Source organism: Massilia sp. UYP11, from assembly GCF_050434805.1.
Taxonomy (GTDB): Bacteria; Pseudomonadota; Gammaproteobacteria; order Burkholderiales; family Burkholderiaceae_D; genus Telluria.
This window is the reverse complement of sequence record NZ_JBNDJE010000039.1, coordinates 1-11,539: the sequence shown is the minus strand read 5'-3', so window position 1 is coordinate 11,539 and position 11,539 is coordinate 1. Positions and strand designations below refer to the sequence as shown.

Below are 11,539 nucleotides of genomic sequence, written 5' to 3'. Positions count from 1 at the left end.
GGGGTTTCATCATGACGGCACTCGCTGGCTTGGTTCGATGTCAGGATTTTACCCAGCCGCAGGCGTCTCGGCCGAGGTTTTTAGAGGTGGCCTTATCGGAAAGCTGCAACGACGGGCTGATGCAGCGGTAGTGATGCACGTCTGCATAAGGGCGCGGGAACTGCTCGCTATCTTCGTCAAGTGGTCCGAACAGCAGAGCGCTGGTCACACCGTTGCCATGATTGAGATAGGCCGCCGAGGTCGTCTCTGCACCTGGCAAGATTGTCTCTTGTACCCACCGGCCCAGGTCGGTGTGACCGATGCCGCCGTCGAACACTGCAACCTTCAGCTTGGTGTCGATCGCCGGCTGCTCAGTTAAAGCAGGCGCGACGACGCTCGAGCTACGCATGTCCCTGCCGCCGATACGTAATGACGGCATCACCCGCACCGCCCGCACAAATTGGAACGCTGCCAGATCCTGCGCTTTAGCGGCCGCCAGGCGCACTGGAATGAATGTCAGGGCAGATACGCTCAGCGCACGTGATACTTCAGCTGTTCCACCTAGCGAGGCGACGTAGGATGCGAACGCTTTGATGATGTCGGCATCTTCGACAGCGGCATGCAGGACAACCTCAAGAGAGGCCAGCGCTTGATCCGAATTCCTGGCGAAGTTCTTGTCCGCAGCGCTGAACTCCTCCAGGAGTTCGAATCGACAGAGTGCCTTCTGCTGCGTTTCGGAAATCTCTTCCGAAAAAAGCATTCTCTTCAACTTACTGAATGCTACCTCGGTACCTGCGACATACAAAGCTGCGGTGAAGGTCGCTTCACCTGCACGTTGGCGGCTGCTTGCGACGTCGCGCGGCACTACGCGAGCTGAGCGACTTCCCACGCAACGCAAGCCGCTTGCCTTGAGCAGGTTATTGGGATGATGTGTTTTAGCGAGGAAGGCAGGATGTAACGTAAACCTGGCAACGGACTCGCCGCGAGGCTTGAGCGCCGGCGGCTGTGCATGATGGGTGTGCAATAACAGATCAAGTTGCTTGCCCAAGAATTCTCGCTGCTGCGCGATGTTATACGGGTACTTTTTAAGTCCCGATCCGCGCTTGAGCGTGAAAGGCTGCGTGAGCGTCTCGCCGTATCCCAAAATGATGTTCGTTGCCGCCATTCCTGATTACTCCCCGAGGTAACGTTTGATGACACTGCTCACTGTAGGATGGGTTTTCCCCAGCCGAGATGCGATTTCCCGTCGCGATAGGCCTTCCAGATGCAACAGAAGCATCTCGCCTTCATGCGGTTTAACCATGTCGCCTTTTCTCATCCTGAGCTGCAAGGCATTCTTGACCAGAATCGGTACGAGCGCCGATTGCTCGAGGAGGGCGGTTTTACGAGACGAATGGATGAGGTGGCCGATCGAGCTGAACGATTCCCCGTGCAGCAGGGCAGCCAGATTCCGGCGGATGTTCTCGCCCATCGGCAGATCCTGCAAATACTCCACAATCAACTCCGGTGAAGGGGGCTCGAACTGGACGACGTGATCGAACCGGCGCCACACTGCAGGGTCGAGGAGTTCACCGTGATTCGTTGCCGCAATTAACAGCGAGTTCGCTGGCCAGTCGTCGAGGGCCTGCAAGAGCACGTTGACCAAGCGCTTGAGTTCGCCGACATCGCTGTCGTCATCGCGCCGCTTTGCGATCGCGTCGAACTCATCGAGTAGCAAGACGCATGGTCGAGAGATTGCATGATCGAACACAGCGCGTACATTGTTGCCAGTTTTCCCAAGATAGCTGCTCATGACCGTCGCCAGATTCAACGTCAGCAGAGGCAACTTGAGTTCTTGTGCCAACCAGTGCGCAGCAAGCGTCTTGCCGACGCCAGGCTTGCCGCAAAATAGCAACATCCTTGCCGGCGCCAAGCCTTCCTGCATTAGCAGTTCGAGGCTGCGCCATTCTTTCATCACGCCTGACAGCACGCCGTCAACCGTGTTGCTAAAGACAGGCCGTTTTGGCAAAACCACTGGGAAGATGGTTTCTACAAGCTCCATTCGCGAATCGGCATCTACTGGCGTCGGGACGAAGTCCCCGGCGCCGCGCATGACATTGTCAACAGAGAGGAACTGCGCAAGCTCTTGGGCTAGCGCCAAGTCGGTTTGTTTAAGCTTTGAAGCAAACCGGCCAACTGCGAGCGCGAACGCGCTACGCGAACCGGTCATTCCCGATTGAACCACCTTCACCAACTCTTTTCTCGGGAAACTTTCCATGACAATCCTTATCAATCAACTAGTTACGACACTTGGAAAATCTCTATGCGTCGATTTTATACGAATCTTTCCACCAAAGCCATAATTTTTACCGTACCTGGGACGGGACGGTGTGGCGGGCGAACTAGTGCGGGAGCCGTGATGGAATCAGCCGACATAATGATAATAATGTCTGATGCGTGTCAGCACGTGAGCAGGTAAAGAAGGCCATCGAAGGCTGCTAGAACAAATGATGAATCGCCACCGCTTGGACGGTGGCGCAATGAAATCAGAATGTGGCAGGCACATGCACGGGCAGGTACACATCGGGCATATCGCGCGTTACCCCGACGCGTACCGATACGCTGAGGTTGCGATTGTCGCGCAGTCCATACACCAACGGCTGCCGATCGGACGTTTGTGCTTGCGAGCCATTTTCTCGATGAGTAGGAGGAAGGGAATCGCCCACCGATTGATGATTGAATGGTCAACCCATACGCCGCGCTCTTCCATCACTTCTCCAATGTGCAGGTAGCTCAGCGGGTAAGCCGCATATTAACGGATGCGCACCAGGATGACGCCGATCAGGAAACGCATTCCTTCGAAGTGGAGCCTGGTCATCGTTCACAGGCTTGGGCGTAAAAGTCTACCCGATCCCAGTGGCGGTTCCGTTAATTCGACAGAACCGTATATAACCCCCGAGTTCCTGCTCACACGAACTCTCTCTCCTTAACGATCTGCGTAGTAAACTTTCCGAACGATGATGTAATCGCGTTCTTCGACCAGGTTGTGGCGCAGCTGCACGAGGTCCCACGAATCGTCTTGATTGACAACGCCAGCATCCACAAGGGCGACCATATAAACAAGAAGCGGAGCCAGTGGGCCAAGGATGGCTTGTATCTGCCCTATAGCCCTGAACTCAATTGAATCGAGATTTTGTGGAAGCGCGCCAACCATTACTGGCGCCGCTTCGTTGCCAAGAACGGCACAGATCTGCTTGATGAGGTTCAGTCCTTGATGAGCGGCTTCGGGAGCAAACTCACGATGAATTTTGGGTGACTACTTAGCGTTAACTACCAGACAGGCGCCCTTAGCGTTCGTAGTGCTTCGGAAACAGTTTGTGGACGCTACAGCAACGTGGGTAGTGCATGCCACGGAAGAGGTCAGTGGCTTCAAGAATCGGCGGCACTTCTCGGAACAGCACGATGCCATGGCAAGCAAAACTATTGAAGCCAATATCCGTTTCGCTTCACATTGAACTGGTAGAGGTCGATCTCTTGCCGGGTAATAGCTGAGTCCGATGTGACGGACAGTGTCGAGTCGTAGCCGATCGCCCCCGCCGCGGGGCTAGGGACGCCGTCTTTTGGAACCTCTACGCCGAAGAAATTGAGCGAGAAGCCCTGATTGTCTCTGCGGCACGCTATCGTAAAGCGCCCGAGGTAGCTGCCTGAGAGGTAGCTTTTCGCAAAGGTGCTGCCGCTGATGTCGCGCGTTTCGCCGTCGACCGCCAAAGTCATCTTGCCGCGCTGCTCGGTGAGCTTGAGTTCACGGTCTTGGCACTTACCCTCAAGTATCGAACGCTCGATCTGCGGGACGTGGTAACTGTCGTCCGAGCTTACGATAACGGTAGTAGTCAAGGCGGCGGCAAACAACAAGGCTGTAAGCATGAACGGAGTCCCAGGGTTGTGCGTGATCGATTATTGCATCACCGAGAGGCGTCGACAATCACAGATGTTTCATTCGGAACCAGTATACCGGTTGCGTTGACCAAATAGCAAATCCGTGCTTTCCAGGACGCCAGCGGACGACGGGATCTTGCAGTGATTCAGCCCGGTACGCGTCCCATGCACAGGGCCGCGCACCGGCACTACCTACAGTTTCATATCCTTAGTTGTGATCTCCCGATGAGGCACCAACATTGCGCGCTTCATGCAGGGAGCGTTCGTGTAACAGACGCCACGCTGCCGGGATGACGAACAAGGACAGCAGCGGTGCAGTGACCATTCCGCCGATCATCGGCGCCGCAATGCGCTGCATGACTTCTGAGCCGGCCGCGCTTCCGAACATGATGGGAAGCAGCCCGGCCACGATGACTGCAACCGTCATCGCCTTGGGACGTACCCGCAGGAGCGCACCTTCCGTGATCGCTTCCATCACCAGTTCGCTGGTCAAAGCACGCCCGGCATCGAGCCGGCTCTGGAGCGCATTGCGCAGATAGACCTGCATGACGACACCAAACTCTGCCGCGAGCCCTGCGAGCGCGATAAACCCGACCGCAGTTGCAACGGACACGGCGTGGCCAAGCAGCCAGACCAGCCAGAACCCGCCGACGAGTGCGAACGGCACGGTCGCCATCAGAAGGAGCGCTTCCGCCGTGGAGCGGAAGGCCAGGTATAGCAATAGGAAGATGACCAGCAAGGTAAGCGGGACGACGGTCTTCAAGCGCTCGGAAGCGCGCTCGAGATATTCGAACTGTCCCGACCAGCCGACGGAATAACCCGGCGGCAGCGTGACCTTTTCCCGGACGCGCTCCTGCATTGCGCGAACGGCAGTCAAAAGGTCGACACCGCGGACATCGACATACACCCAACCGGACAGGCGCGCGTTTTCGCTGCGGATCATCGGAGGCCCGTCCATCACGACAATCGTCGTCACGTCGCCTAGGCGGATCTGCGCGCCCCGCGCGGTGACGACCGGCAGTTCGCGCAAGGCCTGAACCGAATCGCGGTAGTCCTGCGGATAGCGCACGTTGATCGGGAAGCGCTGCCGCCCGTCGACGACTTCGCCCACGTTGTCGCCACCGATCGCCGTCGATACGACCGTCTGGATGTCGGCCACGCTCATGCCATAGCGCGCGGCGCGCAGCCGGTCGATGGTCACGTCGATATAGCGGCCGCCGCTGAGCCGTTCGGCAAGCGCGGAGCTGACGCCGGGGACCGTCTTGACGGCGGCTTCGATGGCCGTCGTCACCTTATCGATCTGGCCCAGGTCCGGCCCGGAAACCTTGATGCCTACCGGCGTCTTGATACCGGTGGAGAGCATGTCGATGCGGTTGCGGATCGGCGGCACCCACACGTTCGATAGCCCAGGCACCTTCACGATGCGGTCAAGCTCCTCCACCAGCTTTTCGGTGGTCATACCCGGCCGCCACTGGTCCTTCGGCTTGAACTGGATCGTCGTTTCGAACATTTCCATCGGCGCCGGGTCGGTCGCGGTCTCCGCGCGACCCGCCTTGCCGAAAACGGTCGCCACCTCGGGCACTGTCTTGATCAAGCGGTCGGTCTGCTGCAACAATTCGCTTGCCTTTGCGGCGGACAGGCCTGGCAGGGCCGAGGGCATGTAGAGGAGGTCGCCCTCGTTCAGGGGCGGCAGGAACTCGCCGCCCAGCCGCGAGATAGGGATGGCCGTCAGCAGAAGCGCGATCATGGCGATACCCAGCGTGGTTTTCGGGTGCCGGAGACTGGCGTCGAGCAGCGGGCGGTAACCCTTGATGAGCAGGCGATTGATCGGGTTGGCGGACTCCTTCGGGATCCGGCCCCGGATGAGATAGCCCATCAGTACAGGAACCAGGGTAATGGCCAGTCCGGCGGCCGCCGCAAGCGTGTACGTCTTGGTGTAGGCAAGTGGCGAGAACAGCTTGCCCTCCTGGGCTTCGAGCGCGAACACGGGGATGAAGGAGAGGGTCACGATCAGGAGCGAAAAGAACAGTGCCGGCCCGACTTCGACCGATGCCTGGGCAATGATTTCCCAGCGGGTCCTGGCGTCGGGCGCGCTGGCCGCGTTGGTTTCCGCATAGCTCTCGAGGTGCTTGTGGACGTTCTCGACCAGGACGAGCGCGGCATCGGTAGCGGCGCCTACGGCGATCGCGATGCCCCCAAGTGACATGATGTTCGCATTGACACCCTGGTAGCGCATGACGATGAATGCCGCCAGCACGCACAAGGGCAGGGTGAGCACGGCCACGAGCGCGCTACGCACATGGAACAGGAAGACCGCGCACACGATCGCGACTACGATGAACTCTTCAACGAGCTTGCTCCCCAGGTTCGCCACCGATGCCGAGATCAGCGTCGACCGGTCATAGGTCGTGACGATCTCCACACCTTCCGGGAGCGAATGCTTGAGCGTTTCGAGCCTGGCCTTGACGGCGTCGATGGTGTCGAGTGCGTTCTTCCCGGACCGCATGATCACGACGCCGCCGGCGACCTCGCCCTGGCCATTGAGCTCGGCGATACCGCGCCGCATCTCGGGCCCCAGGCGCACCGAGGCGACGTCCCCCAGTAGGACCGGCGTGCCGGCTTCGTTCGCGTTCAAGACGATGTTGCGGAAGTCCTCCAGAGAACGTAGGTAGCCGTGCGAGCGGACCATGTACTCGGTTTCCGCGATTTCGACGACGGAGCCTCCGGATTCCTGGTTGGCCTGAGCGACCGCATCGAGCACCCAGGTGTGTGACATGCCGAACGCGCGCAAGCGGTCCGGGTCGAGGACGATCTGGTATTGCCGGACCATGCCGCCGATGCTGGCGACTTCCGCGACGTCGCGCACCGTCCTGAGCTCGAACTTCACGAACCAGTCGTTGAGGGCGCGCAGCTGGCTGAGGTCGTGCCGGCCGGTCCTGTCGACCAGCGCATACTCGAATACCCAGCCGACGCCGGTACCGTCGGGTCCCAGTTCGGCCCGCACGCCGGCGGGAAGGCGGTTCTGTACCTGGTTGACGTATTCCGTCACACGCGAGCGCGCCCAGTACAGGTCGGTCGCGTCATCGAACAGCACGTAGACGAACGAGTCGCCGAAGAAGGAGTACCCCCGCACCGAGGTCGCTCCGGGCACGGACAGCAGGGCAGTGGTCAATGGATACGTCACCTGGTCTTCGACCAGCTGCGGCGCTTTGCCGGGAAACTGGGCGCGAATGATGACCTGGGTGTCGGAAAGGTCGGGCAGGGCGTCGAGCGAGGTCGTGCGCAGCGAGTGGACGCCCCATGCCGCTAGCAGGGCGGCGGCAAGGAGAACCCAGACCCGGGCGGCGATCGACGCGCGGATGATGCGCGCGATCATTGCTTGCCGTCCTTCGCTACCACGACCCGCTTGAGCAGGTAGCCATCGGCACCCTCGACAAAGTCGAATTCGACGGTCTGGCCAGCCTGGATGTCCTTGAATGCATCAGGCGCAGGCTTCATGAAATCCATCGTCATGGGCGGCCATTGCAGTGTCGGGACGGGCCCGTGCGACAGCGTGATGGCATCTTCCGAGACCTGCTCCACCTTGCCGACCGCCGTATGTACCATTGCCGCTTTGCCTGGCTTGTCTGGCTGTGCAGCGGCGTTCGGCGACTTCTTCATGGCGTCCATACGGTTGGGTGCAGGCGTCTGGGCCCCGCCGCCATTGGTGGGTGCCGCCGGCATTTCACTTTCGAACTTGGGGAGGACCGATTTCAGGTTCGCTTCGGAATCGATCAGGAACTGCCCCGAGATGACGACTTTCTGGCCTTCGTCCACGCCGCTCAGGATCTCGGTGTCATTCCCGATCTCGCGGCCGGTTGTCACGACCACAGGACGCAGGCTGTCGCCCTGAGCGACCAGTACGATGGAACGTGTACCCGATGCGATCACGGCCTCGGTCGGAACCATCAGGCGCGGCTGTGCTGCAGCAGCGCTCAGCCGGACGCGCATCAGCATGCCAGGCATCAGTGATGCGTCGCGGTTGTCCAGTTCGATGCGGGCCTGGGCAGTCCGGGTAGCGGCGTTCACGCCTGGCAGGATTTCACGCACCTTGCCTTCATAGGTTTGCCGGGCATTGCCTTCCGCCGTCGCGCTCACCCGCATGCCGGCTCGAGCGGAGCCGATCAGGGCTTCCGGCACCTCGGCAAGCAGCCAGACGGTTTGCATGCCGACTACCTTGGCGATGGTCATGCCCGGTGTTACCTGGGCGCCTTCACGCACCCCGAGTTCGCTGACGACCCCGGAAACGGGGGAGGTGAGCAGCTGGTGCGTCTGCACACGCCCGGTACGCTCCAGCTCCGCGACAAGAGAGTCGGGGATCGAGAGTGCGCGCATGCGCTGGCGAGCGGCGGAGGCAAGCGCTGTGTCGCCGCCCCGTCTGAGCGCAAGATACTCCTCCTGGGGGGCGATCCATTCCGGGACGAATACCGAAGCGACGGACTGACCGCGCTTGATCTGCTGGAGTGGCGTGCGAACGTGAAGCCTGTCGATGTAGCCGGCGGTACGACTCTGGATGACCTCCTCGCGGCTGGCATCGAACTGGGTCGTGCCGACCAGATCGAGCGACTCGGTGACTACCTCGCGCCGCACGGTCGCGAACCGGATACCGAGATTCTGCTGGAGGGTCGGCGAGATCCTGACCCCGGTCGTTTCACCGCCGTCGGCGTACACCGGGACCAGCTGCATGTCCATGAACGGGCTTTTCCCGGGCTTGTCGAAGCGTTTTCCGGGAACCATCGGATCGTGCCAATACAGGACGCGCCTGCCCGGATCCGATGGGGAGGCGGTGGCCGGCGCGCTCCTGTCGCCGTGTCCGCCGGAGCCGCCTGGAGACCTGTTCGCGCCCAGCCAGTAGCCCCCATACCCGATCAGGGCACCCGCAGCAGTAAGGATCAGAGTCTTCGTTGCAAGGGAGCGCTTCATTTGCCAGTCCTCCCGGCACTTGCCAAGTCCTGCGGAAGCAGGCGCAGTTCCAGTCCCGCCCACACCAGTGCGGCCTCCAGCTCGAGCGCATTAACCTGCAGCCTGCGCGCGAGAGCGGCACGCCGGGCTTTGAATACCGAGGTCAGCGTTCCCATCCCGCCGCGATAGTCGGCCAGCGCGGTCTCGACCTGCCGTGCCGCCGTCGGCAGCAGTTCCTTCTCGAGCCGGGCGATGCGGCGCTTCAGGCTCTCGAGCTGCCCCAACTGGGCCTCGATAGCCGACCGTGTCTCGAGCAAAGCCTCCTCGTACTCCAGCCTTGCCCGTGTGCCCAGTTCGGCTTTCTCCGCGATCTCGCGGTCCTGGCGCTGCGCCCGGTGGATGGTCAAGGGGATGCTGACGCCAAACGAAACCATGTTTGAAAACTGTCCGCCGCGCTGGGCGAAGCCGGCTTCGAATGACCAGTCGGGCCGGCTTTCTTGTACGGCCGCGCCCGCGTCGGCGTCGGCCAGGTCGACGGCGCGGCGTGCGCCGAGGATGGCCGGATGCATGCTTTCCAGGTTCGACATCGCCAAGCGGGTTGCCGCAGTGTCCAGATTCGGCCCCTCATCAGACACGGCCCTGGAGTCGGTGCGGGTCCAGCGGCGCAGCTGGAGGAGCGCGGTCTGCAGGTCCTGCTCGGCCGCATCGACGTCGTCGCCGCTGAGCACGAGCTCGGCTCTTGCCTGAAGGACGTCGCTGGCCGAGGCCTTGGCCCCGCGATGCGATGCCTGGAGGGCCGAAAGTTCGCTTTCCATTTCGTGCGCAATCGACCTGGACAGGCCGACCGCTCGCTGCTTGTACAGCACGGTCAGCCACGCTTTTCCGGTCTCGACACGGATATTCGCGACCTTGTCGAGATGCGCCGCCTCGGCGGCCTCGACCGTGCGGCGTGCCACCTGCGTCCGGGCCTCCCGCTTGCCGCGGGAAACCCATTGCTGTTCGATGCCGATCCGGCGCATTGTCATGAAATCGGCTTTGGGGCGGAAGCGGTCCGGGCCCGTTACGGGCAGGTTATCGATGCCCAGTTTCAGGGTAGGGTCGGGCAACTGGTCCGCGCGCGCGGCAGCATGCTCGCTTGAGGCGACCGAGGCCTGTGCCGCCTTTGCTGAGGACGAAACGGACGTTGCAAGTGCCAGGGCTTCGTTCAGGGAAAGCCCAACGGGGGCAGCAGATGCGCCCCTCGGAACAAGTAGGAACAAGGCCACGACCAGAGCGTGGCCAAGGCGTGCGGGCTTGGCCGGCACGCCATGACGTGACATGAGATAAGAATACATACATCCTCCGCGAATGAAAACGAGCGCCGGCAACTGGCCGGGCACATGCCAGACGGGAGGTGGTCAGACTCGGATACGCAGAGTTCGCAGGTAGGGCGGGTCAGCGTCCGGCGCGGGGAGGTCGCCGAGCCAGGGCAGGGAGACCGCAAGCGTCGAGACGGGTGCGACGATCCGAACGAGGCCGGCGGGAGACAGCAGGCTCAGCGCAGGAGCCGGGTTATGGTGGTCGACGGACGCCTTGGTGTCAGCCGAGAACTCGGCACAATGGACGGGGCGCTCCATGTCCATGCCGGCGCAGAGCTCCCCATCCATCATCTGCATGGGCGCCTGCTTGCCGACTATCTCCGGGCACACGTACGATGCCATCGCCATGCCCGACGTCATGAAGGTCATGACGAGGAGAAGTGCAATGCATCTGAACAGTGCGGGGAAGGAGCGTCGCATCGGGTTTGGAAAGGTAACGGCGGTCCGTGACATTCTAGCCGTATTTCACAGCTTGATACGTGAGACGGATGAAGAAAAGTCTCACTTCTTAACTAGGCAGCCGACTAGTCGTGATCTTCGCTTAACACGGATGTGGCCTTCCCCCACCTCGCTCGAATGTTACCTATGCGGCCCTCCAGCAATGCTCAACGCTACATGCAGAATGCCGCGCGAAGGGAATAGACGACCGCAACGTCTCGTTCGACGATTTCAAGGTGTAACGCGACCGCAGTAGGGAACGTTGTGTTTACCTTGCGTGTTCGCTTAGGCAAGTACCGATTGACTCAAAGCAGCTTTACATCGCATTCGAACAAGTGGCCCGTCGAGTGTGGCGTGCTTGGTGCCCGTGCGAAACGTGTGGAATGGTGTTCGATGACCATGCTAAGGTTGCCATATGCACCACCGGTTAAAAACCTTCTTGCTTTGCCTATTGTTCGTGACCCTGCCGATACAGAGTATCGCCGGGGTCGCGCAGTTCGCTTGTAGCATGGCGCATCATCAAGTTGACCCCGACAGCGCTCAACAAGTTGTATATCCCACGCCTGAAATCTCGGCGAACCTTAGTGATATCGTCACCTCTGGAGACGACGCTGCGTCTGGCGATTGTGAGCGCATGCGTAGTCACAAGGGCGCGAATTGCGGAACATGTTCCGGGTGCTGTATTGGTAGCTATGCGCCTCCACCAGTTTTCAGCCTCGCTGCTGTGCAAGATTCGGCTGTAACTGCCAAGCCAAAAGCCACTTTCTCCTTCACTGGTCATTTCCCGCCACGGCTGGAGCGACCGCCACGATGTGAATCGCCACGACTATCGTAGACACTCCTGAGCCATAATATCGGGCACAAGGAGAAGATATGAGCGGTAAGCGGTACACAGAGGAATTCAAGAT

The 11,539-nt window shown here is 60.6% G+C and carries 8 protein-coding genes and 1 pseudogene; 1 reads left to right on the top strand and 8 read right to left on the bottom strand.

Annotation, left to right across the window (positions count from 1 at the left end; all coding sequences use genetic code 11):
• Positions 1-40: 40 nt before the first annotated feature.
• From ABIB38_RS23710 to ABIB38_RS23700, 3 genes and pseudogenes are all read right to left on the bottom strand, one after another.
• Positions 41-1,144, bottom strand: a complete 1,104-nt coding sequence (locus ABIB38_RS23710) for a hypothetical protein (protein ID WP_429207218.1) — start codon at positions 1,142-1,144, stop codon at positions 41-43.
• A 6-nt stretch (positions 1,145-1,150) separates the two neighbouring features.
• The gene (locus ABIB38_RS23705; RefSeq protein ID WP_005670918.1) at positions 1,151-2,236 is read right to left on the bottom strand and encodes an AAA family ATPase; all 1,086 of its coding nucleotides are present in this window, start codon (positions 2,234-2,236) and stop codon (positions 1,151-1,153) included.
• A 366-nt stretch (positions 2,237-2,602) separates the two neighbouring features.
• Positions 2,603-2,836, bottom strand: a pseudogene (locus ABIB38_RS23700) (IS6 family transposase); the annotation flags it as partial.
• A 168-nt stretch (positions 2,837-3,004) separates the two neighbouring features.
• Between ABIB38_RS23700 and ABIB38_RS23695 the strand changes: the two are divergent.
• Positions 3,005-3,142, top strand: a complete 138-nt coding sequence (locus tag ABIB38_RS23695; protein ID WP_429207216.1) for a hypothetical protein — start codon at positions 3,005-3,007, stop codon at positions 3,140-3,142.
• Positions 3,143-3,438: 296 nt separating this feature from the next.
• Here the strand turns inward: ABIB38_RS23695 and ABIB38_RS23690 are convergent, their stop codons facing one another.
• The 5 genes from ABIB38_RS23690 to ABIB38_RS23670 form a co-directional block, all read right to left on the bottom strand.
• Positions 3,439-3,882 carry a hypothetical protein gene (locus ABIB38_RS23690; RefSeq protein WP_184236228.1) on the bottom strand — a complete coding sequence of 148 codons (444 nt, stop codon included), beginning with the start codon at positions 3,880-3,882 and terminating at the stop codon, positions 3,439-3,441.
• Between the two features lie 220 nt (positions 3,883-4,102).
• Positions 4,103-7,270, bottom strand: a complete 3,168-nt coding sequence (locus ABIB38_RS23685) for an efflux RND transporter permease subunit (RefSeq protein WP_005670908.1) — start codon at positions 7,268-7,270, stop codon at positions 4,103-4,105.
• Entirely contained in the window at positions 7,267-8,856 is a 1,590-nt protein-coding gene (locus ABIB38_RS23680; protein WP_005670907.1) for an efflux RND transporter periplasmic adaptor subunit, read from the bottom strand. The genes ABIB38_RS23685 and ABIB38_RS23680 overlap by 4 nt, the downstream gene beginning before the upstream one ends.
• Positions 8,853-10,169, bottom strand: coding sequence for a TolC family protein (locus tag ABIB38_RS23675; RefSeq protein WP_005670905.1), 1,317 nt, complete (start codon positions 10,167-10,169; stop codon positions 8,853-8,855). Before ABIB38_RS23675 ends, ABIB38_RS23680 begins: the two co-directional genes overlap by 4 nt.
• A 63-nt stretch (positions 10,170-10,232) precedes the next feature.
• Complete coding sequence (locus tag ABIB38_RS23670; RefSeq protein ID WP_005670903.1) at positions 10,233-10,562, bottom strand: hypothetical protein; 330 nt, start codon at positions 10,560-10,562, stop codon at positions 10,233-10,235.
• Between the last annotated feature and the right edge of the window lie 977 nt (positions 10,563-11,539).

Bases quoted from the DNA above. Each gene is read 5' to 3' on its own strand.
- ABIB38_RS23705 (WP_005670918.1), bottom strand. From the start codon at position 2,236: ATGGAAAGTTTCCCGAGAAAAGAGTTGGTGAAGGTGGTTCAATCGGGA.
- ABIB38_RS23680 (WP_005670907.1), bottom strand. From the start codon at position 8,856: ATGAAGCGCTCCCTTGCAACGAAGACTCTGATCCTTACTGCTGCGGGT.
- ABIB38_RS23685 (WP_005670908.1), bottom strand. From the start codon at position 7,270: ATGATCGCGCGCATCATCCGCGCGTCGATCGCCGCCCGGGTCTGGGTT.
- ABIB38_RS23675 (WP_005670905.1), bottom strand. From the start codon at position 10,169: ATGTATTCTTATCTCATGTCACGTCATGGCGTGCCGGCCAAGCCCGCA.
- ABIB38_RS23710 (WP_429207218.1), bottom strand. From the start codon at position 1,144: ATGGCGGCAACGAACATCATTTTGGGATACGGCGAGACGCTCACGCAG.
- ABIB38_RS23670 (WP_005670903.1), bottom strand. From the start codon at position 10,562: ATGACCTTCATGACGTCGGGCATGGCGATGGCATCGTACGTGTGCCCG.
- ABIB38_RS23690 (WP_184236228.1), bottom strand. From the start codon at position 3,882: ATGCTTACAGCCTTGTTGTTTGCCGCCGCCTTGACTACTACCGTTATC.